Source organism: Sorangium aterium (assembly GCF_028368935.1).
Lineage (GTDB): Bacteria > Myxococcota_A > Polyangia > Polyangiales > Polyangiaceae > Sorangium > Sorangium atrum.
In genome coordinates, this window is the sequence record NZ_JAQNDK010000002.1 from 1,830,001 (window position 1) to 1,855,963 (window position 25,963).

Below are 25,963 nucleotides of genomic sequence, written 5' to 3' on the forward strand. Positions count from 1 at the left end.
GCGCTGGCCCGACCGCCTAGTGCGTCGTGTCGCCGCTGTCGGGGCTGCTGTCCGGGCCGCTTCTCTGGGAGCCCCAGCGGCCCGTCCTCGCCCGGGCGGCGGCCGAGGGGATCGCGGTCCGCGCGTGGCTCCGCGCCGCGATGTGCTCCCGGATGACGCGGGCCACGGACGCGACCTGGGGAGGCTCCATCATCGTGAAATGGTTGCCGGGGACCTGGTGCATGGCGAACGGGCCGCGGGTGAGGTTCATCCAGTAGCCGACGTCGTCGGACTCCGCCTCGAGCTGCTCGCGCGCGCGCACGAACAGGACGCTGGCCTGCGTCGGGCGCGGCTCGTAGAGCGTCATGGCGCGCCAGGTGCTCAGCACGATGGCGCGGAACGGCGTGTCCTCCTGGAGCGCCGCGACGAAGCCCTCGTACGCCTTGGGCGCCGTCTCCTGGAGCGCGCTCATCTGCTGGACCATGTCCTCGGCGCCCTCGATCGACCTGCGCCGCGCCGACGCGAGGGATCCGGTGTCGAGCAGGAGGAGCTGCGCCTTCTGCCCTTCCGCGAGGAGCTGCTGCGCCATCTCGTAGGCGATCACGCCGCCGGCCGAGTGACCGCCCAGGAGGTACGGGCCCTCCGGCTGGACGGCGCGCAGCTCCTGCAGGTACCGCGCGGCCATGGCGGGGATCTCGGTGACGACGGGCTCGTCGGGCTCCATCCCCGACGCCCGGATCCCGTAGATGGGCAGCTCGGCGCCCATCTGCCGCGCCAGCTCGCGGTAGATGTAGATCGTGCCGCCGATGGGCTGCACGAGGAACAGCGGCGCCCTCCGGCGCGCCCCGACCTGGAGCGGGACAAGGAGCCGGCCGCCCCCGCGATCCGACGCCACGGCGCTCGCGCTCCTGCAGGTGGGAGGGGCGCTCAGCGGCGCGGGCGCGCTGGGGGGCTGGCTCCCGCGGATGTGCTCGGCGAGCGCCGCGACGGTGCGGAGCTCCAGCAGCACGTGCACCGGTAGCTCGACCTTCAGCCGCTCCTTGATCTGGGCCCGCACCTGGAGGGCGCTCAGGGAGCTCCCGCCGAGGTCGAAGAAGTTGTCGTGCGGCCGCACCCTGGCCACGCCGAGCACCTTCCTGAAGATGTCCGCGAGCGCGCGCGCCACGTGATCGGCGGGCGCTCCGTCCCTCTCTTCGTAGGTCGCGCCGACCCGCTGGGACACAGGCGCCGGGGCAGGCGGGGCGTCGCGGCTGTCGAGCGCCGACGAGGGCGCCGCCCTGGACGCGGGCGCCGGGCGCGAGGCGCCGATCACGTACGGGGTGCGCTCGAACGGGTAGGTGGGCAGCGGGACGCGACGGCGCCGCTCGTCCCGGCAGAACGCCGCCCAGTCGACGTCGGCGCCGGCGCACCAGAGCTGGCCGACGGCGGCGAGCAGCGCCTCCAGGTCCGTCCGATCGGAGCCCGAGCTCGCCAGGGTCGTGAGGACGAGCCGCCCCTCGCCGGCGTCGGGGTGCCGGCTCGTCAACGCGGCCAGGGTTCGCCCGGGCCCCACCTCGACGAAGACGTGGTCCGGGTCGACGAGCAGCGCCGCGATCCCTCGCTCGAAGCGGACGGTCCCCCGGAGGTGCCGCGCCCAGTACGACGGATCCTGCGCATCGGCGTCCGTCATCCAGGTGCCGGTGAGGTTCGAGAGCATCGGGATGCGCGGCGCCCGCCGCTCGAGGGAGGCCGCCAGCCGGGTCAAGCGGTCCGCGAGGGGGCCAACGAGCGAGGAGTGCGCCGCGATGGCGACCGGAAGGCGCCGGGTCTCGTGGCCCTCGAGCGCGAGCTCCCGCTCGAGGCGATCGATCGCCGAGGCCATCCCGGAGACGACGCACGCCTCCGGGCCGTTGACGGCGGCCAGAGAGAGGCCGTCGCCGAGGCGAGCGAGCAGCGCGTCCTCGGAGAGGTGCACGACGAGCGTGGCCGTGTCCTCGGGCAGCAGCTCGTACAGGCGCCCGCGCGCCGCGATGAGCTTCACCGCGGCCTCGAGCGACAGCACGCCCGCGACGCAGGCCGCCGTGTACTCGCCAAGGCTGTGCCCGCTGACCGCCGCGGGGCGGATGCCCCACGAGAGGAGCAGCTGCGCCGTCGCGTACTCGGTCGAGAAGATGGCCGCCAGGTTCGCGCAGGGGGCGCGCAGCCGCTCGGCCGCGCGCTCCCGCTCCTCGGGGTCCGGGAAGAGCAGCGCCCGGATGTCCATGGACAGCTCGCGCTCGAACAGCGCCGCGCACCGATCGATGCTCTCCCGGAAGACGCGCTCGCTCCCGTAAGGCTCTCGCCCCATGTCCACCCGCTGGGTGCCCCCGCCGGGGAACAGGAACACGACCTTCGGCGAGCGGCCCTCGGCCACATCGCTGAAGGCGTGGGCGGGATCGCGCGCTCGCAGGTGGGAGGCCGCCGAGGCCAGGTCGCGGCAGACGACCGCTCGGCGATGCGCGAACGGCGCCCGGCCCTGCTGGAGCGTGAAGGCGACGTCGGGGAGGGAGAGGTCCGCCGCGTGCCGCAGCCGTCCGGCCAGTCGATCGGTGGCGCGCTCGAGCGCGTCGTTCGTCCGCGCGGACAGGACCAGCAGCTGGCAGGCCCGCGATGGGCCGGACGGCTCCCGGGCGGGGGCCTCCTCCAGGACCACGTGGGCGTTCGTGCCCCCCATCCCGAACGCGCTCACGCCGGCGCGGCGCGGGAGCGCTCCGCGCTTCCACGCGAGCGGCGCGGAGTTGACGAAGAACGGGCTGCTCTCCAGGTGGAGCTCGGGGTTCGGGCGTCGGAAGTGGAGCGTGGCCGGGATCAGCTCGCGCTCGAGCGAGAGCGCGGCCTTGACGAGCCCGGTGACCCCGGCGGCGGCTCCGAGGTGCCCCAGGTTGCTCTTCACCGAGCCCAGCGCGCAGAACCCGACTTTGTCAGTGCCATTTCTGAAGGCGCGCGACAGGGCGGCGACCTCGATCGGATCGCCGAGCTTCGTGGCCGTGCCGTGGCCCTCGACGAAGCCGATGCTCTCCGGCTCCACCCCCGCGGCGGCGTGGGCCTTGAGGATCGCCTGCACCTGCCCTTCCAGGCCCGGCGCGGCGTAGCCGACCTTGCGCGCGCCGTCGTTGGTGATCGCGGATCCGAGGAGGACGGCGTGGATGTGATCGCCGTCGCTCAGCGCGTCCTCCAGCCGCTTGAGCACGACCACCGACACGCCGCTGCCGGCCACGGTCCCCTGCGCGTCGGCGTCGAACGGCCGGCAGTGTCCGTCCGGCGACGCGAGCGAGCCCTCCTCGTGGACGTGACCGAGCCGCTTCAGCGGGAGGACCACGACGCCGCCCGCGAGGACCATGTCGCAGTCCTTCGCGGCGAGGCTCTGGCAGGCCATGTGGACCGCGACGAGCGACGTCGAGCACGCGCTCAGGACCGTCACCGCGGGCCCGCGGAGGCCCAGCTTGTACGCCACCCGGGTCGTGAGGCCGTCGGTGATGTTCCCGGTGAGGACCTGGTAATACTCGGCGCTCAGCGGCGCCTTGGGCACGCCGATGTGCTCGAGCCAGTAGAGCGGCGCCTCGCTGCCGGCGAAGACGCCGACCGACTGCTTGCAGGAGAGCGGGTCGTAGCCGGCCCTCTCCATCGCTTCCCAGGCGCACTCGAGGAAGATCCGATGCTGCGGGTCCATCAGCGTCGCCTCGTTCGGGCTGTAGCCGAAGAACCGCGCGTCGAAGCACATCGCGTCGTCCAGCACGCCGCACGCCGGCACGAGGTTCGGCGCGCGGATGAGGTCCAGATCGACGCCCGAGGCCTCCAGCTCCTCGGGCGTGAAGAAGCGGATGCCCTCGACGCCGTTGCGCAGGTTGAACCAGAGCGCGTCGATGTCGCGCGCCCTGGGGTAGCGTCCGGCCATCCCGACGATCGCGACGGCGTTCTCGGGCGCCCTCCTGCGCGCAGGAGCGGGGCCCGGGCGGCTCGAGGGCTGCGTCGGCGGCGCGGGCGCCTCGCCCTCGTCTGCCTCCGCGGCCGGGGGCGCCGCCCCGAGGTGCGCGGCCAGGCTGCGTATCGTCGGGTGCTGGAACAGCTCCACGATCGGCACGTCCCGGCCGAGGCGCGCCTGGATCGCGGCGCGGACCTGCACGAGCAGGAGCGAGTGGCCGCCGAGCTCGAAGAACCGGTCGTCGAGCCCCACGCGGTCGAGGTCGAGCACCTTGCGCCAGATCTCGCTGAGGACCGCCTCGAGGTCCGAGGCCGGCGCGGCGGCCTTCGGCGCGGCGCTCGGCGCCGGGCGCTCCGGCGCGGGGAGCGCTCGCCGGTCGACCTTCCCGCTCGCGTTGAGCGGCAGCGCGTCGAGCTTCACGAAGGCCGTCGGGACCATGTACTCGGGCAGCTTCGCGACGAGGAACGCCCGCAGCGCGGGGACGAGGGCGCGCGCCTGCCTGGCGCGGACCGGGTCGTTCGTGAGCGGCGCGCGCGCCTGCTCCTCGTCGACGCGCGCGGCGCGCGCCTCGCGCCAGGCGCGCGGCCTGCGCGGGTCCCCGTCGCGCTCGAAGAGGGCGTCCATGCGCCCCGGCGCCCCGTCGCGCGACCACGTGACGCGGATCGCGTAGCCCAGCCTGCCGCCGAGCTCCCAGAGCGCCTCCGGGTCGATCGCGGCGCCCGGGAGCGCGCCGCCCGCCGCGAGGACGTCCTCCTTGGTCCCGCTCGCCGCGGCGAGCGCCGCCGCCGCGGCGAGGTCCGCGTGCACGCGCGCGTTCGGGATGCCCAGCACCTCCAGCGCCTCGGGGCGGTCGTCGCGCAGGGCTCGCTCGAGCTCCTCCAGGCCCGCCGAGGGCCAGCCCAGCGACCGGGTGATCACGACCGGCTCCGGCGCCTCGCCGACGAACAGCACGGCGTCGTAGCGGTAGCGGGTCATCTCGTCGGCGCCGCGGCCGCGCCTGAGCCAGATCTCGACGTGCGAGACGCCGGGGATCCGGCCGAGCAGGGCGTGGAAGTACCCGGGCGCCACGACGAGCTCCTCCTCGGCCGAGATCGCCCGCTCGACCCGGCTTCGCAGCGCCGCGGCCGGGGTGTCCGGCGACGCCCGGTGCAGCGCGACCGACGCGTGGAAGGCCTCGAGCAGCGGCAGGCTCCGCACGTCACCGACGAAGACGAGCCCGCCGGGCGCGACAGCGCGCGCGGCGCCCTCGAGCACCGAGCGCAGGTAGTCGGCGCCGGGGAAGTACTGGACGATCGAGTTGAGGACGACCGCGTCGACGCTCTCCGGCGCGACGTGATCGAAGTCGCTGGCCTCGCGGCGCGCCAGCGTCACGCGCGCGTACGCGCCGCCCGCGAGCCGGGCCCGGAGCAGCGAGAGGGCCTGCTCGGAGATGTCCGTCCCGAGGTAGGCCTCGCAGCGGGGCGCCGCCTGCAGCAGCAAGAGGCCCGTCCCGCAGCCGATCTCCCAGACCCGCCTCGGCTGGAAGGACAGGATCCGGTCGACCGTGACGTCGCGCCACACGCGCATCTCCGCCGGATCGATCGGCGCGCCTGTGTAGCTGCTGTTCCAGCCCGCCGTGTCGAGATCCGGATCGGCGCCCGCGCCGCCCTTCGCGTACGTGTCGTCGTCGTACAGCGCGCGCCACGCCGAGACGTGGTCCGCGTCGAGACCCGGGTCACCTGCCGCGGGCCGCTCGCCGCGCAGGCCCGGCACGACGTAGGCGACGAGCTGCCTGTGGCCGGGGGTGTCCTCCCTGGCGAGGACGACGGCGTCATCGACGCCGGGGTGCTGCCGGAGGGCGGCCTCGATCTCGCCGAGCTCGACGCGGAAGCCGCGGAGCTTCACCTGATGGTCGAGCCTGCCGAGGAACTCGATGTTGCCGTCGGGCAGCCAGCGGGCGAGGTCGCCGCTGCGGTACATGCGGGCGCCGGGCGCGTCGGCGAAGGGGTCGTCGAGGAAGCGGCCCTGGGTGAGGGCGGGGTCGCCGAGGTAGCCGCGGGCGAGGCTGTCGCCGCCGATGTAGAGCTCGCCGGGGACGCCGATCGGGACGGGCTGTCGCCGCGGGTCGAGGAGGTAGACGCGCACGTTGTCGATGGGTCGGCCGATGGGCGGCTCGCGCGCGGCGTCGTCGGGCGCGAGCCTGGGCAGCGCGCAGGAGGTGGTGCAGACGGTGGCCTCGGTGGGGCCGTAGTTGTTGACGACCTCGAAGGGGATGGCGCGGTGGGGCCAGAGCCGGAGCTTGTCGCCGCCGGTCGTCAGGGCGCGCAGGGCGCAGCGCGCGGGCCACTCCAGGCGCAGGAGCTCGTCCGTCATCGGCGTGGGGACATACGCGACGGTGATCTGCTGCTCCAGCAGCCACTGCTTGAGGTCCAGGGGCGAGCGGCGGACCGGATCGGAGGGGATGTGCAGGCACGCGCCCGAGCAGAGCGAGGGCCACACCTCCCAGACCGAGGCGTCGAAGCCCGGGCTCGCCATGAGCGTGGTCCGATCGGTGCCGGACAGGGCGAAGCGCCGCCTGTGCCAGGCCACGAGGTTGGTGAGCCCCCGGTGCTCCACGAGCACGCCTTTCGGGCGTCCCGTCGAGCCCGACGTGTAGATGACGTAGGCCAGGTCGGCGGGGCCCGCGCTCCTCGGCGGCGCCGAGCCGGGCAGCCCGGCGAGCGCCGCTCCGCCCGCGTCGAGGCGGATCACCGCGCCGCCGAACGCGGGGATGCGGTCGGCGAGGCGCGCCTCGGCGACGAGCACCGGCGCCCGGGAGTCGCTCAGCATGAACGCGAGCCGGTCCTGCGGAGAGTCCGGGTCGAGCGGGACGTACGCCCCGCCCGCCTTGAGGATCCCGACGATGCCGAGGAGCAGCTCGAGCGACCGCTCCGCGCAGATCGCGACCGTCGTCTCCGGCCCCACCCCGGCCTCGCGCAGGCGGTGGGCGAGCTGGTTCGCCCGGCGATCGAGCTCGCCGTACGTCAGCGCGCCGCGGTCCGACACAGCGGCCGGGGCGCGCGGCGCCCGCGCCGCCTGCGCCTCGAACAGGTCGAGGACGCTCCGGTCCCTCGGGTGATCCGCGGCGGTGTCGTTCATCTCGACGACGAGCCGGCGCTGCTCGGCGCGCGTGAGCATCGGCAGCGACGAGACGGGCAGCCCCGGCTCCGAGGCCGCGGTCCCGAGCATCGTCAGCAGGTGATCCGCCATGCGCTCGATGGTCGCTCGCTCGAACAGATCGGCGCTGTACTCGAACATCGCCGCCACGCCGCCCTCGCTCTCCCAGGAATAGAGCGAGAGATCGAAGATCGTCTTCTTGGCGTCCGCCTCGATGGGACGGACCTCGACCCCGGCGAGCGCGAGATCGCGCTCCGCCGGCATCTGCGGGGCGAACGCGATCTGCACGATCGGGTTGTAGCCGGGGCTGCGCTCGGGCCGGAGCTCGTGCACGAGCACGTCGAAGGGCAGCGTGTCGTGCTCGTAGGCCTCCAGGCACACCTGCCGCACCCGGTGGAGCAGATCGTCGAAGCTCGGGTCGCCGGAGAGATCGAGGCGTACGGGCACCGTGTTCACGAGGAAGCCCATGAGCGCCTCGAGATCCATGCGCGCCCGGTTGGCGCTCGGCATTCCGATCAGGATGTCGTCGTGGTGCGTGTAACGGTGCAGGAGCACGCTGAAAGCGGCCATGAGGACCATCGTCACCGTCATGCCGCGCCGGACGGCGAGCTCCCGGAGGGCCTCGACGAGCGGCGCCTCGATCCGGAAGGAAACGGCCCCGCCGCGCAGGCTCTGGACCGCCGGCCGCGGGCGATCGCTCGGGAGATCGAGCAGCGGCGGCGCGTGGAGGAGGCGCTCTTTCCACCAGGCGAGCAGCCCTGCGTGGGCGTCGTCCTTCACGTGCTCGCGTTGCCACGCCGCGAAGTCGGCGTACTGGATCGCGAGCTCGGGCAGCGCGGCGGGGGCGCCCTGGCGGTGGCCGTCATAGAGCACGGCGAGCTCTCGGAACGCGAGCTCCATGGACCAGCCGTCGGTCGCGATGTGATGGATGTGGAGCCAGAGGATATGGTCCTCCGGCCCGAGCTTGAGCAGGCAGGCGCGCAGCACGGGGCCGCGCGCCAGGTCGAAGAGGGTGCGCGCCTCCGCGTTGATGCGCTGGTGCGCCGCGACCTCTCGCTCTCCCTCGGCGAGGTGCTGGAGATCCACCACGTCGAGCTGCAAGGAGCTCTGCGGGGCGATGACCTGGACCGGACGCCCGTCGCGCTCCGCGTAGGTCGTCCGCAGGATCTCGTGCCGCTCCGCGAGCTCTCGGACGCCCCTGTCCAGCGCTCGGACGTCGACGTGCCCGCGCAGGCGGAACGGGAACAGGCAGTTGTAGGCCCGGCTCTCGGGCGAGAGCCGCTGGAGGAACCAGAGGCGCTCCTGTCCGAAGGACAGAGGCAGCGGCCCGAGGCGCGGGACCTTCGTGATCGCGCGCTCGGCCCGCCGCGCCGCGCGCTCCCGCTCCAGGACGGGCGCGAGATCGACGATGGTCGGGTGGCGGAAGAGCTCCTCGAACCTGAGGTCCACCCCGAGCGCGCCGCGGACGCGGGAGAGCAGCCGCACCGCGTGGACCGAGCTGCCGCCCAGCTCGAAGAAGCTGTCGTGGATCCCCACGCGCTCTCGCCGCAGCACCTCCTGCCATATCCCCGCGAGCGACGCCTCGATCGGAGAGCGAGGCGCCGCGAAGCCCCGCGCGAGCTCGGTCGACGCGGCGGCGGGGGCAGGGAGCGCGGAGCGGTCGATCTTGCCGTTCGCCGTCACCGGCAGCGCGTCGAGCGCGACGAAGGTGGACGGCACCATGTACTCGGGTAGCCGGCCCTGGAGGTGAGCGCGGAGCGCCGCCGGCGACGCCTCCGCTCCCTGCGCGGAAGCTGCCTCACGGCTCCTCGCGACCACGTAGGCGACGAGGCGCTTGTCGTCGTGTCCGTCTTCCCTGGCGAGGACGACGGCGTCGTCGACGGCGGGGTGCTGCCGGAGGGCGGCCTCGATCTCGCCGAGCTCGAGGCGGAAGCCGCGTATCTTGACCTGGTGGTCGAGCCTGCCGAGGAACCCGATGTTGCCGTCGGGTAGCCAGCGGACGAGGTCGCCGGTCCGGTACATCCGTGCATCCGCCGACGCGGAGAAGGGGTCGGGGACGAAGCGGTCTCGGGTGAGATCCGGGTCGTGGAGGTAGCCGCGGGCGAGGCCGTCGCCGGCGATGTGGAGCTCGCCGGGGACGCCGATCGGGACGGGCTGGCGCCGCGGGTCGAGGACGTAGACGCGCACGTTGTCGATGGGTCGGCCGATGGGCGGCTCGCGTGAGGCGCCGAGGTCTTCGGGGGCGGCCGTGGGGAGCGCGCAAGAGGTGGTGACGACGGTGGCCTCGGTGGGGCCGTAGTTGTTGACGACCTCGAAGGGGATGGCGCGGTGAGGCCAGAGTCGGAGCCTGTCGCCCCCGGTCAGCAGGGAGCGCAGCGCGCAGCGCGCGGGCCACTCGAGGCGCAATAGCTCCTCGGCGATGGGGGTGGGGACGAAGGAGACGGTGATGTGCTGATCGAGGAGCCACTGCTTGAGCTCCAGGGGCGAGCGGCGGAGGGGCTCGGAGGGGATGTGCAGGCAGGCCCCGGAGCAGAGCGGGGGCCACATCTCCCAGACCGAGGCGTCGAAGCCCGGGCTCGCCACGAGGGTGGTTCGATCCGCGCTGGACAGGGCGAACCGCCGCCTGTGCCAGGCCACGAGGTTGGTGAGCCCCCGGTGCTCCACGAGCACGCCTTTGGGGCGGCCCGTCGAGCCTGACGTGTAGATGAGATACGCCAGGTCGTCCGGCGCCTGGCCGGCAGCGGGAGGAGGCACCTCGTGCGCGGGCTCGCGATCGAGCGTCGCCCGATCCGCGTCGAGGCGAACGACGTCGAGCCTGTGGCCCGGCACGCGGCCGACGAGGCGCTCGCTGGTCAGGAGCACCGACACCTTCGCGTCCTCCACCATGAACGCGAGCCGATCCTGGGGATAGGCCGGGTCGAGCGCGACATACGCGCCCCCCGCCTTGAGCACGCCGAGCGCGGCCACGATCATGTCCGGCGAGCGCTCCAGGCAGACGCCGACGAGCACGTCGGGCCCGACGCCGCTCTTCCTGAGGAGGTGGGCGATCTGGTTGCTCCGCCGATCCAGCTCGGCATAGGTGAGGCGCTCGCCTTCGAACGCCACCGCGACGGCGGAGGGGGCGCGGCGCGCCTGCGCCGCGATCTGCTCGTCGACCCGCTCGCGCGGCCGGGAGTGTGATGCGCCGCTGCTCCAGTCGACGAGGAGCTGCCGCCGCGCGCCGGCCGACAGGAGAGGCAGCTCCGAGATCCGCCGGTCAGGGTCCTCCGCGGCGCCGCCGAGCAGCGCTTCCCAGTGGTCGAGCAGCCTGGCCGCCGTCGCGTGCTCGAAGAGATCGCGGCGGTAATCGAGCCTCGCGACGACCCCTGCGCCGGCGTCGTAAATGCTCGCCACGAGATCGTAGCCGACGTAGGGCAGGTCGAGGTCCGCTCGGGTCAGCGTGAGGAGCGGCCCTTCGCACGGCGGAGGGCTGGGGGGCCGCGCCTCGAAGAGGGCCTGGACGATCGGCGTGCGGCCCGGGTCGCGCGGCGCCGCGAGCCTCTCCAGCAGCGCCCTGGCGGGAACCTCGCTGTTCGCTCTGCCCTCCTCGATGGATCGGTGTACCTGGCGCAGGAGCTCTCGGAACGAGGGCGCTGCGCCGAACCTGCCCCGCACGATCATCGGGCCGCCGAAGAGGCCGATGAGCCCCTGAACGTCCGGCGCATCGCGTCCGGGCGAGGGCACGCCGATCAGGACGTCCTCCTGGCCGGTGATCCGGTGCAGGACAGCCAGCATCCCCGCGAGCAGCCCCGTGAACAGGCCCGCTCCTTGATCCCGGGCCGCTGCTTCGAGCCGCTGTAGGAGCTCTCGATCGAGCGCGCGCTCGGCTGATCCTCCGGCGAAGGTCTGCGCGGCGGGCCGCGGCAGGTCCGTCGGAAGATCGAGGGCAGTCGGCGCGCCAGCGAGCTCTCGCGCCCAGTGGTCGAGCCGCGCGTCGAGGCGTTCGCCCGCGGCGCGGCCGAGCTGCCGCCGCACGTGGTCCTGGTAGCGCATGGGCAGCGCCGGAGGCGTCATGGAATGGTAGAGGGCGAAGAGCTCCGAGAAGAACAGACCCACGCTGAAGGCGCCGTCGCAGATGAGGCCGTGCATGGACAGCGCGACCAGGTGGCGGCGCGGGCGCGCTCGGATGAGCGCCACCCGCCAGAGCGGGGCGCGCTCATGATCGATGGTACGAGCGACCTCCTCGCGGGCGGCCGCGAGCGCCGCCTCGTCCGAGGTGGTCTGTCGGTCCGCGGCGAGGTCCACCTCCCGGAGGTCGATTGCCACCGTGGGTGAGACGACCTGCGCGGCCTCTCCCTCGCGTTCGACGAAGGAGGTCCTCAGCGGCTCGTGGCGCGCCGCGATCGCCTCGACGGCGCGGATCAGCCTCTGCACGTCGAGATCCCCGTCGAGCCAGGCCACGCCTCGTTCATGGATCGCCGGCGTGGGGCCGTGGATCCGGGCAAGCAGCCACTTCGTCTCTTGCTCCAACGAAAGTGGCGCGTACGTCAGCTCAACCATTGCGCATGCCCTCCTGTCCGTCGATGTCAGGGCTCCCCTCTCTCTTCACGCTCGAGCGTTCGGAGCGGGCCCTCGCGCTGCGTTCACGCGCGCCGCGTGCGCGGTGCCATGCAGCTTGTCAACCACTCCATCCCTCCCCGCGCGCGGGCTGTCGGCTCAGCGATGCCCTCGGCGCTCGGGCGTTTCCCCTCCCGAACGCGCGATCCATCCCGAGCGCGCAGCTGGTGTACGCCTGCGACGAGTCCAGGGCGCGAGGTCTCGACGTCTATACCTCCCCCGGCAAGACGATTTATTAGTTTGCAGAATTAATAATGATCTTTGGTTTTGGACTTGCCAAGCGGAATCATGAAAATCGTTCGACCGATGAGCGGCGGGCTCACTTCGATCCTCTCCGCGCTAGTTCACGCGCGCCGCGCGCCGCGCGCTGCCCGGCGCCGCGCCGGCAGAGGGTCGGGTCTGGCGATGAGTATTCAGCACATCCGCGGCTTGGTGGTTTGCCTTCCGCGAACGGACCACAAGGGCAGGCGCTACTTCGTGGGAGGGTCGGTGAAGAGCAGGCCAGTCGCCGCCGTGAGCTTCTCCAGGATTGCGGGCCCGAAGCGCTCGGCGAAGCGCGCCCTGTCCTCGGGGGCGATGGCGATGTCGCCGGGCTCGTCCTCGTGCTCGTCCGTGATGATGGCGAGGAGCAGCGCTGGCTCCTGGCCGACGTTCTCGAACTGCCGGTAGACGCCCACGGGGACGTCGATCATATCGAACGGCTCGAGCGTCGTCTCGTCCGTGCCGCCCTCGTTCCATCGCAGCGCGAAGCGGCCCTTGAGGCACAGGAATACCTCCCGCGAGCGATGGTGTACGTGCAACAGAACTTTATCGCCGGGCCGGCAGCTGACGATGCCCACGCTCATGCCCTTGGGGCCGGCGATGGCCGGCTCCATCCCCTCGCCGACGCCCTGCGCCGCGTGCGCCATGAGGAGATACATGGGAGGGTTCACGGCGTCGAACGCCTCTTGTGGGATGCTGGCGTCGACGGTGTGATTCATGTGAGCCCGGAGCTCGCCGAACCGCGCGATGCGCGAGCGCATCTGCTCCGGGGTAATCCTCAGCGTCTTCATGATAGACCCCCTTGTCTTCTGCGTCCGAGCTACTGGCGTACTCGGCGCGACTCTCCGCCAAGGTACCGCGGATTATGGCGGTGCGCCCGATGAACGACTGCTTGGATGCTGCTTTATTGCTCAGCCTTGTCGCAGGTAAGCAGTGCGTTGGCCAAGTAATGGGCAATACTGAGCCGGTATAGTAGTGTGGCCACGGAAGGCCGACATCACGCCGAAACAGGGAGCATCGAGGCGCGATGCTGCCGAGGCGCCGAGAGCCGCGCCGCGGGGCCGATACGGCCGCGGCGCGCGGCGGTCATGTCTTTATATCGACAGCGAATTCCAGGCACGGCCATTTCCACCGTGCCGGATTGAACGCGCGCCACGGCGCGCCGCGGCGCGCCGCGCCGCGCGTTCAATGGCGCGCGCGTCAGCCCCTCACTCCAGCACCACGAACTTCAGATACCGCCCCTCCCACCACGCCGGCAGCGTCGGGTGGTCCTCCGGCTGCCCGTGGATCGCCCGGATCCGAAGGTCGTCCCGCTCCAGCGTGGCGTCGTCCAGCGTCGCCAGGAAGTCTTCCGCCGTGATGTGGCTCGAGCACGACGCCGCGCACAATATGCCGCCCCGATCCAGCACGCGCGCGACCGCCGTGTGCAGCCGCCGGTAGGCGCCGAGCGCGCGCGGCTTCGCGCGCTCGCTCGGCGCGAAGCTCGGCGGGTCGCAGACGACGAGATCGTACCGGTCGCCGCGCGCGCGGGCCTTCTCGAGGAAGTCGAACGCGTCCGCCGTCACGAACTCGTGGGCCGCGGGATCCACGCCGTTCTCGCGGAACGTGCGCTGCGCCGACGCGTGCGCGGCCGACGCCGAGTCGACGGAGGTGACCCGGCCCGCGCCGCCGAGCGCCGCGGCCACCGAGAAGCCCCCCGCATAGCTGAACAGGTTCAGCACGCGCCGGCGCCCGGCCGCGAGCGCGCGCACGCGGGCGCGGTTGTCGCGCTGGTCGAGGAACGCCCCCGTCTTCTGGCCGCGCGCGAGATCGACCTCCATCGCGACCCCCGTCTCCCTCACGAAGAGGCGATCCGGCAGCGGCGGCCCGTGCAGGTGCGCGAGCTTCTTCCCGTCGGCGTCCTCGCCCGCCGCCGACGCGCGCGCGCGCAGGCCGATCGAGCGCACGCCGCGGGCGCCCAGCGCGCGCGCGAGGTGCGGGAGCAGGCGATCGAGCCAGGGCGCCAGCATGTCGCCGTCGAGGCGGATCACCGCCGCGCGCTCGTACCGATCGATGACGAGCGACGGCACCCGGTCCCCCTCGCCGTTGCACAGCCGGTAGGCCGTCGTGTCGCGGCCGGCGAACCAGCCGTCGCGCAGGGCGAAGGCGCGCTCGAGCCGCTCCGCGATCGCCCGCTCGTCGAGCGGCGGCGCCTGCGTGCGCTGGAAGACGCGGACGGCGATCGCCGAGTTCGCGTCCCAGAGCCCTCGCCCGAGGAACGGCGCCCCCTCGGCCGACAGCTCGACGACGTCGCCCGACGCCGCGGCGCCCCCGCGATGCGCGCGCTCTCCGCGCTTGCCGTCGCCGCGCTTGCTCCCGTGCCCGCCGCCGTCCGCGATGCCGTCTCGGTAGACCCATGGGTGGCCGCGGCGGACGGCGGCCGCGGCCGTCGCGGTGAGATGGACCCGCATCGACCCCGCCTAGCACGGTAAGCTCGCAGCGTGCTGCACCGAGTTCGTTCGTCCGGATGGGTCTGCCTCGGGGGGATCGCGCTTGCCGTCGCGGCAGGCTGCACGCAGGACCACGGCGTCCTCGGCCGGGATCCGTCGAGCGGGGCGAGCACCTCCGGCGCCGGCGGCGGCCCGGGGGCGACCACGAGCGGAGCGACGACGACCTCGGGCGCGGGCGGCGGCGAGGTCGAGCCGCCGGGGCCGACGAAGCTGACGGTGGTGAACGGCGTCGGCGATCACGACGCGGTCCGCTTCTGCTTCCTCGCGTACCCCGACGGGACCGGCGCCGGCGTGGACCCCTGGCCGAGCGCCGCCGCGGGCCTCGCGTTCGCCCGGGCGCAGGCGGTCGAGCCGCTCGGCTCGGCGATCCCCGAGGGGACGAGCCTGCGCGCGCACGTGATCGCCGGCGACCTCCGCGCGACGGAGGGGCTCGACTGCGCGGAGATCCTCGCGCTCGCCGCGGAGAGCGCGGCCCCGATCGTGGCCGCGGGGCTCCCCGTGCTGCCGGCGCCCGTGTTCGCCGAGGAGAAGAGCCTCCTCCTGGTCGCTACCGGATGCCTCGGCGGCGAGGGGCACACCCACGCCAGCGAGAAAGAAGGCTGCGGCGACGCCTACACGATCGACACGCCGACCGCCGGGCTCGTCGCGGTCGCCATGTCGCGGCGGACGAGGTTCGACAGGGTGAGCCTGCAGGTCGCGCACGCGAGCGCGGCGACGGCGGTGGTCCAGGTGGAGCTGACGCCCGGGCGCGGGGGCGCGACCGGGGCGACGCTGGCGCAGGACCTCTCGTACGGCGCGATCGCCCCGTTCCCGCCGTCCACCGGCTTCTCGGTGGGCGACCTCGGCGCGCTCGAGGAGGTCACGATCGAGACCCGCGATCCCATCGAGGGGGCGGTGACTTCGTCGGTGCCGATGCGCGAGATCCTGGCGAGCAGCGACGTGCCGGCGGCGGACATCGGGGACGGTCTCGGGTTCGTGCTTGTGGCCGTCGGGGCTGCTCCGGGGGCGGAGCAGGGCGGGTTCTGGCACCCCCTGACGTACTCGCTCGTGCGGGCGAATCCCTGAGCTCGTCCCCGAATCATCCCATCCCCGGCGAGGTTCCGGTGTTCACCGTCTCTCGTCGGACGGAACGACCACGCCTCGCCCGGCAGCGCGCCGTGGACTCCCTTGATTCCGCCTCGGGCATCAAGGCTCCATCGAGCGCGGTTCGCAATGCCACGCTGCTGCCGTGTGGTGCCGTGTTGTCCAGTATTTGCGCAAGACCCTGATTGCTTCTGTACGGCCGATTCGAGTGTGTCCGGCGCGTCTGCCGAGCTTGCGGCGCACGTTGTCTTATTGGAGGATGAGGGGTCTGCCCCCTCGGCCTCAGGCGCCTCCCTCTCTCCTCGCGGGTCTGCGCTTCGCAGGCCTCCCCACGGCTCTGCCTGGCTCTTCGCCAAGGCGCGTCGCGCCGGGAAAGACGTGAAAAGACGTGGAAAGACTTGAAAAGACGCGAGTCGCTCGACGAACGGGAGCGCCCTGTACGGATGACATCACGGGAGGATCACCCGCCGTGACGATCGGATGAATCTCCAGTATAACGCGAGTGCCGAAATTCCGAGGGGGGGAGGGAACATGGCGACACAGGTATTTGTCGGGGCGAGCTCCGCGGCGGATCCGAAAGAGGCTGCCTCAGAGGCCGTGGCGACGGCGCTCCGCGGGTCTTCCCGCACGGAGCATGCGGCGCGACCGGCGTTCGCCCTCGTCTTATCGACGGACCAGTACGACGCCGACGCGCTCGCCGCGGCCGTGACGAGCCAGCTGCCGGGCGTCCCCTGGGCGGGGTGCTGCACTGCAGGGGTCTTCGCCGGCAGCCGGCTGCTCCGGCAGGGGCTCGTGGTGGGGCTTGTCGCCTCGGGGACGGTGCGTGTCGGCGTCGGGGTCGCGCAGCCGGTGAGCCAGGACGGGCGGCGCGCCGGCGTGCTGGCCGCCTCGCGCGCCCTCGAGGCGTTCCCGTCGTCCGTCGCTCCCGGGTGGAGCCGCGCGCTCATCGTGCTGCCGGACGCGGTCACGGGCAACGGGGCCGACGTGGTGCGCGGCGCGGTCGAGGTCGGCGGGACGGGCGTCGTCTGGGCCGGCGGCGGCGCGGGCGACAACCTTCGCTTCGTGCGCACCGCCCAGTTCGCGGGCGGCAGGGCCTACTCGGACAGCGTGGTCGTTGTCGCCATCGACTCGCCGGCGCGCATGGCGACCGGCATCCGCCACGGCTTCCGGCCGTATGGCCCGCCCACGATGGTCACCCGCGCCGAGGGCACGGTCCTCGCCGAGCTCGAGTACGAGGGCGCCTTCTCGGTCTACCAGCGCACCGCGCGCGCGAGGGGGCATCAGGTGAACATCGACGGCTTCGCCACGTTCGCCATGACCCACCCGCTCGGCATCCCGCAGGCCGACGGCGAGCACGTCATCCGCGACCCGCTGCGCGTCGTCTCGCCGGGGGGGCTCTACTGCGTCGGCGAGGTCCCGGACGGGTGCCTCATCCGCGTCATGGAGGGCGACCCCATCGGCCTCGTCGGCGCCGCGCGCGAGGCCGCGACCACGGCGCGCGACGCGGTGGCCGGGCCCATCGCCGGAGCGTTCGTGTTCGACTGCATCTCGCGGTGCATGATGCTCGGCGAGACGGTGCGCGACGAGCTGACCACCTTCGAGAGCGAGCTCGGCGAGAGCGTCCCGGTGATGGGCTGTCTGACCTTTGGAGAGGTCGGCACGCTGGGCCGAGGAGTACCGCAGTTTCACAACAAGACCGCTGTCGTGCTCGCCCTGGGGGCCTGAGCGCCGGAGCGGTTGGAGCCCTGTCATGGCGAGCGGCGAAGAGCACGAGATCCAGGAGGAACGGCTGGCGCTCCTCAGCGTCCTCCAGGAGCTCACGGTCGCGGCGCTCGACCTCTTCGATCCGCACCAGTCGATGGCGGTCTTCCTGGAGCGGCTCGCCGAGCGCCTGAGCTGCATCGCCGTGCTCGTGCTCGTCGAGCCGGCCCCGCTCGCCCCGCGGCTCCTCGACGCCGCGGGCCTGTCGGCGAGCTCGCGCGCGCTGCCCATCCCGCCGCGCTCGCCCGCCGCGGCGGGCGAGCCCACCGGCGGGGGCGCGGGCCTCTCCTTGCCCTACCCCGAGCTCGCGCGGCCCGGGCTCGTGACGTGGCACTTCTCGCTGGAGGGGCAGGGCGACAGCGGCGCATCCAGCCTCCTCCTCTGCTTCGAGAGCGAGCCCCCGTTCGCGCCTCGGTACCGGGGCATGATGCGCCGGCTCACGGCGACCTTCCGCACGGCGCTCGTGCACCGCCTGCTCTACGCCCGCATGCTCGAGAACGAGCGCGAGCGAGCGCGGAACCTCGCCGCCGCGGAGGCGGGGCGCGCGGCGGCGGAGGCGGCGCAGCGGCGCGCGGCGTTCCTCTCGGAGGCGAGCCGGCTGCTCTCGAGCTCGCTCAACTACGAGGCGACGCTGGTGCGCGTCGCGCGCCTGCCGGTCCCGTTCGTCGCGGACTGGTGCATGGTCGACATCATCGAGCGCGAGGCGATGCTCCGGCGCGCTGTCGTCGTCCACGCCGATCCCCAGAAGAGCGAGCTCGCGCGCCTCCTGCAGGGCCAGACGCCGATGGACTCGGTCCTCCCGTCCGGCGTCGCGCGCGTGCTGGAGACGGGCGAGGCGGCGCTCTGCGAGGTCGCGGGCGCGCCCCTCGCCCCGGAGAGCGAGCGCGGCTCGTACGACAGCGAGCCGCCGGTGTCGGCCAGCGAGGCGCTCCTCATGGAGCTCGGCCTCCGGCGTTACATCGCCGTGCCGCTCGTCACGCGCGGCACGATGCTCGGCGTGCTCACCATCGCGTCCGGCCGCGACGATCTGACGTACGGCGTGGAGGACCGGGCGCTCGCCGAGGATCTCGGGCGGAGGGCCGCGCTGGCGATCGACAACGCGCGGCTGTACGAGAGCGCGCAGCGGGCGATCCGGGCCCGGGAGGAGCTCGTCGCGGTGGTGTCGCACGATCTCAAGAGCCCGCTCGCCACCATCGTCATGAACACGAGCCTCCTGCGCCGGAAGCTGCCGGGCGCGGACGAAGCCGTCGAGGTGCGGCGCCCCGTCGAGCGCATCCAGAAGGCGGCCGATCGCATGAACCGCCTCATCCGCGATCTGCTCGACCTGGCGAAGCTCGACGGCGGCCACATCTCGATCCAGCCGGTGCCCCACGACGTCGCCGGCCTGCTCGGCGACGCCATCGAGCTCCTGCGGGAGGAGGCGGCGGAGAAGTCGCTGCGCCTCGAGCAGAGCGTCGAGCTCGGCGTCGATCGGGCGCTCTGCGATCGCGAGCGGATCCTCCAGGTGATCGCCAACCTCGTCGGCAACGCGATCAAGTTCACGTCGGCCGGCGGCGAGGTCGCTATCCGGGCCGAGCCGTGGGGCCGGGAGGTGCGCCTCTCGGTGCGCGACACCGGCCCGGGCATCCCGGAGGACCAGCGGGCGCGGATCTTCGAGCGCTACTGGCAGGCGAAGGAGACGGCCCACAAGGGCACCGGGCTCGGCCTCTCGATCGCGAAGGCGCTCGTCGAGGTGCACGGCGGGCGCATCTGGGTCGAGAGCAAGGTGGGCGAGGGCAGCACGTTCTTCTTCACGCTGCCGATGGTGGAGGCCACCAGCGCGACCTCGGGAGTCGCGGCAGGCACGCGCCTCGGGGCCTGATAGCGGGGTGCAGGTTCGTGCGCTACGGGCTCAGCCGCTAGGCAGGCGAGTGAGGCGTACGAAAGTACGCCGCAGCGAGCCGAACGACGCGGATGAGCCCGTAGCGCACGAACCTGCACCCCGCTATGACGGCGGCATTCGGGGTTTGCCGTACATCGGTGTAATCACATCACCGAGGCAGATTGTCTCTTCACTTTGCGCGTTGGCGGCCCGATCCGTTCATCGCTATACCTTGCCACGATGAAGGACGTCGGGGACGACAGGGGCGATGCGGCGCCGGCCGAGGCTCGATGGGTCGATGACGAGAGGGGGCTCGTGGAAGCCGCGCTGCGGCTGCTGGGCATCCGCAACCTCGTGCTCGCGATCCACGATCCGAGCTTTCCCTCGGACGACGCGGAGGACATCGGGCGCGGGTCCCCGTACACCGAGGGCGGGCGCCGATTCCTCCGGTTCGTCCGGGATCTCGGCTTCAACGGCGTCCAGCTGGGGCCGCAGGGGGAGACCTCCGCCGACAACGCGTCTCCGTACGACGGCACCATCTTCTCGCGGAGCACGCTGTCGATCGCGCTCGCCCGGCTGGTCGAGGACGGCCCCTCTGGCGCGCTCCTCCGCCCCGAGTCGCTCCGGGAGATCGTCGCGGGGCGGCCTCCTGGCAGCGAGGCTCGCGCGCAGCACGGCCATGCGTACCGCGCGCAGCGCGCCGCGCTCCGCGAGGCGTACGCGTCGTTCGAGGGCCGGCGGAGGCGCGGCGAGCTCGGCGACCTTGGCGACCTCGAGCGCCGCCTGGACGCGTTCACGCGGCGGAACGCGGCGTGGCTCGAGAGGGACGGGCTCTACGGCCCCCTCTGCGCCGAGCACCGGAGCGGCTGGTTTCACGGCTGGTCCGGCGAGCCGGATCTGGACCGGCGCCTGTACGCGCCTGGCCCTGGCGAGGTGGTCGCGTGCGGGGAGCGCAGGAGAGCGCTCCTCGACCGGTACCGCGACGAGCTCCGCTTCTACGCCTTCTGCCAGCTCCTCGCGCACGAGCAGCACGCGGCGCTCCGCGCGGTGACGGCCGATCTCGGGCTCAAGCTCTACGGTGATCTGCAGATCGGCTATTCGCCTCAGGATGCCTGGGCCTATCAATCGGTCTTCCTCAGGGGCTATCTGATGGGGGCGCCGCCGAGCCGGACCAACCCGGAGGGCCAGGTGTGGAGCTATCCTGTCCTGGATCCCGCGCAGTACGCGGATGCGTCGTCCGGCGGGCTCGCGCTCGTCCGGGCGCGGATGGACAAGATGTTCGACGAGTTCGACGGGGTGCGCCTCGATCACCCGCACGGGCTCGTCTGCCCCTGGGTCTATGCCGCGGACGCCCCCGATCCGCTCCGCGCCGTCCAGGGAGGGGCGCGGCTCTTCTCGTCGCCCGACCTGCCGGAGCACCCGTTGCTCGCGCGGTACGCCATCGTCTCTCCTGGGCAGCTGAACCGCGCCGTGCCCCGGTACGCCGACGACTGGGTCGCCTCGCTGTCCCCGGAGCAGGTCGGGCGCTACAGCGTCGTCTTCGACACGATCGCGCGCTGCGCGGAGGCCCGCGGGCGCGCCATCTCCGACGTCGTGTGCGAGGTCCTGAGCACGCTCCCGTTCCCGCTCGGGGCCGTCCTCGAGCGGCACGGGCTGGGGCGTTTCCGGGTCACGCAGAAGGCCGATCTCGACAACCCGAAGGACGTCTATCGCAGCGAGAACGCCGCGCCCGCCGATTGGATCATGGTGGGGACCCACGACACGCCGCCGCTCTGGAGGCTCCTCGACACCTGGGAGCGCGCCTCCGCGCTGGGGCGGCAGGCGGCGTACCTGGCGACGCGCCTCGCGCCCTCGCCGGCCGAGGAGGGCGCGATGGCGCGCGCGCTCGCGTCCGACCCCCGCGCGCTGGCGCAGGCCAAGCTCGCCGACCTCTTCGCCAGCCGGGCGTCGAACGTGATGGTCTTCTTCGCCGATCTGCTCGGGATGAAGGAGATCTACAACACGCCCGGGACGGTGGGCGACCACAACTGGTCTCTGCGGGTCCCCCGCGATTACGAGCGGTCCTATCTGGAGATGCGCGCGCGCGGCGCGGCCCTCGATCTCCCTCGCGTGCTCGCGCTCGCGCTGCGCGCGCGGGGGGGCGCGGAGTCGGAGGAGCGCGGGAACCTCGCCAGGCGGCTGGAGCGCCGCCCGGGCTAGCTCTCCTGCGGGAAGTTGCGCCGGATCAGCAGAACCACCGCCAAGGCCGCCAAGAGAGAGGTGGATGGTGGCCCTGACACTCTTCGGTCCTATTCCCCCGATTTCTTGGCGGCCTTGGCGTCATGGCGGTTGGCTTTCGGTCTGACTTCCCACAGCCGTGCTACTTCGGGCTCCACACGGCCCACTTCCCCGACGTGGCCCATGTGTCGCTCGCATCCTTGAACGCGCCGATGAACGCGGCGCTCGAGTCGAAGAAGCCGTCCGGCGGCGCGACAGCGTCCTTGGTCAGGGACGTCGCGGGACCGAAGACCGGCGCTGACGGGTCGAAGCAGCCCTGGATACCGGGGTCCTCCTCCCGATTCTTCCGATCGGGCTCGCTCAGGAACGCGATCTCATCGAAGCCGCCGTCGTCGTCCTGGAGAATGCCTGTCCCGTCGCTCGTCTCGGCATAGGCGAAGTCATTCACCAGATTGGAGAAGATCGAGCTCGATATGCTCTGCTCGTGGTCCGGGTCGCGCACGTCGAGGCCCGACTCGAAGCCCGTGACGATCGTGTTGAAGATGTTCGCCTTCGTCGACCGGCGGAGGAGGATGCCGTACTGCTCCTTGCCCACGTCCACGCCTTTCCCGCAGAGCGTCGCGTTGTAGATCGTCGGCTCACTCCGAGGCTCGAGCGCCGGCGTGAGCGCGAGCGGGTCGTTGTCCCCTTCGAACCCGTTGGTCTCCTCCGCGACGTCCGGGTCCTGCTGCGCCACGAGGAACTGGAGCTTTCCGCGATAGCCTTGGTCCCAGTCGAAGGCGTCGTCGCCGCTGTACTGGCAGGCGAGGTGCTTTGCGTTCACCGTGCCCCCGAAGAACTCGAAGCAGTCGTCGGACACGTGCCTCACCTGGACGAAATCGACGATCGTCCCCCTGCCGACCCCCCCGAAGGTGAGCCCATTGATCTCGTTGTTCGGCGCGAGCTTCACGCCGGAGTACTCGATGCGCACGTATTTGAGCGTGCCGCTCGAGTCGTTCTCGTCGATGCCCCCGTATTGTCCGTTGTTCGTCAATCCCTCGATCTGGCCCGGGCTGCGTGCGCCGTTCGCGTCCACGTGGTTGGTCGGCGCGTTGCCGAGGAGGATGACGCCGCCCCAGTCGCCGGCCATGCGATCCCTCGGGGGCTTGCTGCTCGTGAACACGATGGGCTCATCCCTGGTGCCCACGGCGATGAGCTTGGAGCCCGGGTGCACCACGAGGGCGGCGGGGACTTGCGGGTTCGTCTCGCCGAGGAGGGTCGTGCCCTTCTCGATGGTCAGCGTCGCCCCGGCCGAGACGTTCACCTGCCCCTTGAGGATGTAATTCTTGTCACATTTGAGCGTGAAATCCTCCGTGATATCACCGGTGATCTCGACGGGCGGCTTGTCGGCCGCCGCGCACCCGATGGGCGGGTTGCCGCCCCCGCCGCCGGCTGAGCCGCTCGACGAGGGGACGCAGATGCTGTCCGTGAGATTGCAGATGGCGCCGTCGAACTGCGCGCAGTCCGCGTCGGAACTGCATTGCACATCCCGCTGCTCGATGATGAACGAGCACGCGAGGGCGCCCGTGGCGAGCGCGCCCATGGCGAGCGCGAGGGCGGCGGAAGGTGATGAGTCGACGAGGCTGCGCTTGCGGTTCATTGCAATGACCCGATGGCAAGAGAATCGTTTCTGTCAAGCAGGGCCGCGCTGTCCGGCTGACAGGAGGTGGGGAAAACCGGTGCTAAGGGCCCATCCTATTCGCGAGAACGTCACATGACGGCCGCTTCGAGGTAACAGCTCGAGGGCATTCTCCCGCCCGGGCTGGCCTCCCTCTGGGGATCGATCCGGCACAGGTCGAATGAGCGCTCCCAGCGATCCCAACGGTTGGCGGAAATATCGCCCGATTGCCGAGATCGGCAGGGGAGGCATGGCCGACGTCTGCCTCGCGGTCGCCCAGGGGCCCGCGGGGTTCAACAAGCTTGTCGTGCTGAAGCGGGTGCGCGCCGAGCTCGTGGAGGACGCCGAAATCCTCGCCATGTTCCTCGACGAGGCGCGCCTCGCGGCCCGATTGAATCACCCGAACGTCGTGCAGACGCACGAGGTCGGGGATGAGGGGGCGCGCTTCTTCATCGCCATGGAGTACCTCGACGGCCAGCCGCTCGGCAGCGTTCGCTCCCGCATGGGGCACGACAAAGTCCCGCTGCCGCTCCAGGTGCGCGTCCTGTGCGACGCGCTCGCCGGGCTCCATTACGCGCACAATTTGCGCGATTTCGACGGGACGCCGATCCAGGTAGTCCACCGCGACGTGAGCCCGCAAAACATCTTCGTCACCTATGACGGCGTGATCAAGGTGGTCGACTTCGGGATCGCCAAGGCGGCCGACTCGCTGACGGAGACGCGCACCGGAATGCTCAAGGGAAAGGTGTCGTATATGTCGCCGGAGCAAGCGCGCGGAGAGCGCGTCGACCGGCGATCCGACGTCTTTTCGGTGGGTGTGATCCTCTGGGAGGCGATCGCCCGGAGGCGCATGTGGAAGGGCTTCAACGACCTCGCGATCCTCGGGCGGCTCGCCATCGGGGAGGTTCCGAGCCTCAGGGAAGAAGCGTCCAAGGTCGATGTCGACCCCGAGATCGAGCGGATCTGCCAGAAGGCGCTCGCGCCCGCGCTCGAAGGCCGCTACGCCACCGCGGCCGAGCTGCAGGCGGATCTCGAGCGCTGGCTGGTCGAGCGCCATCGGGGCATGACCGCGCGGGAAGCCGGCGAGATCGTCGCCAGCCAGTTCGCGGACGATCGGGCGCGGATCAAGCAGGTCGTGGAGGAGCAGCTGCGCGGCGTGCGCTGGACCGGGAGTTATCCGAGGGTCACGCTGACGCCCGATCTACCGAAGCTGGGCACCGGTCGGATGTCGACGACACCGACCATGACCGCGCCCGCGGCCATCAGCCATTCCTCGGACGCGACCTCGATGGTGCCCTCGGTGAGCGCGACCGAGGCGAAGGAGCGCGCCGCGCGCCCGAACCGCGCCATGTTCCTGGTCGCGGTCACCTTCGTCGCCATCGGGGGCACCGTGAGCGTCGGGGTCTTGCGCGCGCAGCCATGGCGGCTCGCCGCGGGCGATCACCGCCAGGCGCAGGTCGCGGCGCCGCCCGCGATGGAGCCCTCTCCGACGCAGGAGGAGGACATCCGCCTCGTCGTCCGCGTCTCGCCGGTCGACGCGAAGGTCTCCATCGACGGCTCCCCGACGTCGAGCGGCGCCTACGAGGGCCGCCTCGCCAGGGATGGCCGCGTGCACGTCATCCGCGTGGAGGCGCCGGGTTTCATCGCGCAGGAAGAGACGATCACGGCGAGCAACGATCTCTTCTTGAGCCTCGCGTTGAAGAGCGCTCCGGAAGCGCAGCCAGGGAGGCTCGCCCCCATCGGTCGGGGCGCCCCGGCGGGCGCCGCCGCGGCGCCGCCTGCGTCCGCCGCGCCGCCGTCGAGCGCGCCTGCGCCGCTGTCGCCGCCGTCTGCCGAGCAGAAGCCGAAGCGGGGGATCGATCTGGAGAGCCCGTACGCCCGATGAAGACCCCGACAGCGCTCGCCCTCTGCGCTGCGATCGTGCTCAGCGCCCCGCTCGGCGCGCTCGCTCAGCCTGCCGGCAACAAGACCGAGGAAGCCGACGCTCGCTTCCGGCGAGGCGTCGAGCTCTACAACGAGGTTGATTATGGCGCTGCGCTCACCGAGTTTCGCCGCGCCTACGAGCTCGCGCCCGCCTATCAGGTGCTCTACAACATCGCGGGTACGTGTTATCAGCTCAAGGACTACGCCTGCGCGCTGCGTGCGTTCGAGAAGTACCTCGCCGACGGTGGCCAGCAGATCCCGGGCGGCCGGCGGGCGGAGGTGGAGCGGGACCTCGCCGTCCTGAGGGGCCGCGTCGCGACGGTCGAGATCTCGACATCGGCGCCGGGTGTCGAGATCTCCGTGGACGGCGTGCCGGCGGGCGAGACGCCGCTTTCTGAGCCCCTCCTGATGAGCGCCGGGCGCCGCCGCATCGTCGCCGAGGCGCCGGGCCGCCCGGCCCTGTTGAGGGTCGTCGATGTGGCCGGCGGCGATCACGTTCAGCTCAAGATCGAACTCCCCGAAGCGCGGGCCTCGCAGGGCCCCGGCGAGGGCGCGGGCGGCGCGCCGGCACCGCCGGGCGCGGTGCGGCCGGCGCCGCCAGGCGCGCTGCTGATGGACGACCGCGCGCCTCGCCAGCAGCGGAGCGTGCCCCTGTTCCCCTGGCTCGCGACCGGCGCGCTCGCCGTGGGCGCGGCCGCCACGGGGGTCCTTGCGCTCGGCGCCTCCGGCGACCTCGACGCGGAGCTCGATCGGTATCCCGGCGACGCCCGCGCCATCGAGCGAGCGCGGGCGAGGAGCGAGGCGCTCGCGCTCACCACCGACCTGCTCGCGGGCGCCGCGGTGCTCGCCGGCGGCCTCTCGATCTACCTCACTGTCGCTGGTGCAGGCCCGGAGCGCGCCGACGCAGAGCGCGCGTCATCTCCTCCGGTGAGCCTCAAGATCGCGCCGGCGTCTCTCGAGCTCGCGGGCTCTTTCTAGGACCGACGCAGAGCGTCGCAGGGTCGCGACGGTCAAAACGCTTGCATCCAGGGCGCTGGAGCTGCATTGATCCGGGCGATCGC

The 25,963-nt window shown here is 72.2% G+C and carries 10 protein-coding genes; 6 read left to right on the plus strand and 4 right to left on the minus strand.

Translation table 11 applies throughout. From position 1 onward, the window contains the following. Nucleotides 1-16 precede the first annotated feature (16 nt). The 3 genes from POL72_RS21935 to POL72_RS21945 all read right to left on the minus strand — a co-directional run bounded on the left by POL72_RS21935 (nt 17) and on the right by POL72_RS21945 (nt 14,361). Nucleotides 17-11,593 carry a non-ribosomal peptide synthetase gene (locus POL72_RS21935; RefSeq protein ID WP_444547642.1) on the minus strand — a complete coding sequence of 3,859 codons (11,577 nt, stop codon included), beginning with the start codon at nt 11,591-11,593 and terminating at the stop codon, nt 17-19. Between the two features lie 527 nt (nt 11,594-12,120). Next, the gene (locus tag POL72_RS21940) at nt 12,121-12,702 is read right to left on the minus strand and encodes a cupin domain-containing protein (RefSeq protein WP_272097459.1); all 582 of its coding nucleotides are present in this window, start codon (nt 12,700-12,702) and stop codon (nt 12,121-12,123) included. 417 nt (nt 12,703-13,119) lie between these two features. Further along, complete coding sequence (locus POL72_RS21945; RefSeq protein WP_272097460.1) at nt 13,120-14,361, minus strand: class I SAM-dependent rRNA methyltransferase; 1,242 nt, start codon at nt 14,359-14,361, stop codon at nt 13,120-13,122. Nucleotides 14,362-14,391: 30 nt separating this feature from the next. Here POL72_RS21945 and POL72_RS21950 point away from each other — a divergent pair, with 30 nt between their 5' ends. The 4 genes from POL72_RS21950 (at nt 14,392) to POL72_RS21965 (ending at nt 21,304) form a co-directional block, all read left to right on the plus strand. Beyond that, nucleotides 14,392-15,465, plus strand: a complete 1,074-nt coding sequence (locus POL72_RS21950; protein ID WP_272097461.1) for a hypothetical protein — start codon at nt 14,392-14,394, stop codon at nt 15,463-15,465. Nucleotides 15,466-16,014: 549 nt separating this feature from the next. Then, nucleotides 16,015-17,208, plus strand: coding sequence for an FIST signal transduction protein (locus tag POL72_RS21955; protein WP_272097462.1), 1,194 nt, complete (start codon nt 16,015-16,017; stop codon nt 17,206-17,208). Between the two features lie 25 nt (nt 17,209-17,233). Beyond that, a complete protein-coding gene (locus tag POL72_RS21960) occupies nt 17,234-19,105 on the plus strand; it encodes a GAF domain-containing sensor histidine kinase (RefSeq protein ID WP_272097463.1) in 1,872 nt (623 codons plus the stop codon). Nucleotides 19,106-19,345: 240 nt separating this feature from the next. Next, nucleotides 19,346-21,304, plus strand: coding sequence for a 4-alpha-glucanotransferase (locus tag POL72_RS21965; protein ID WP_272097464.1), 1,959 nt, complete (start codon nt 19,346-19,348; stop codon nt 21,302-21,304). Nucleotides 21,305-21,464: 160 nt separating this feature from the next. Here POL72_RS21965 and POL72_RS21970 read toward each other — a convergent pair whose 3' ends face one another. Continuing rightward, nucleotides 21,465-22,961: a beta-helix domain-containing protein gene (locus POL72_RS21970; protein WP_272097465.1), complete on the minus strand. Its 1,497-nt coding sequence runs from the start codon at nt 22,959-22,961 to the stop codon at nt 21,465-21,467. Between the two features lie 199 nt (nt 22,962-23,160). On the opposite strand from POL72_RS21970, the gene POL72_RS21975 reads away from it, so the two are divergent. Further along, on the plus strand, nt 23,161-24,864 hold the full coding sequence (locus tag POL72_RS21975; RefSeq protein ID WP_272097466.1) for a serine/threonine protein kinase: 1,704 nt from the start codon (nt 23,161-23,163) through the stop codon (nt 24,862-24,864). Beyond that, on the plus strand, nt 24,861-25,880 hold the full coding sequence (locus POL72_RS21980; RefSeq protein ID WP_272097467.1) for a PEGA domain-containing protein: 1,020 nt from the start codon (nt 24,861-24,863) through the stop codon (nt 25,878-25,880). Before POL72_RS21975 ends, POL72_RS21980 begins: the two co-directional genes overlap by 4 nt. Nucleotides 25,881-25,963: the final 83 nt, after the last annotated feature.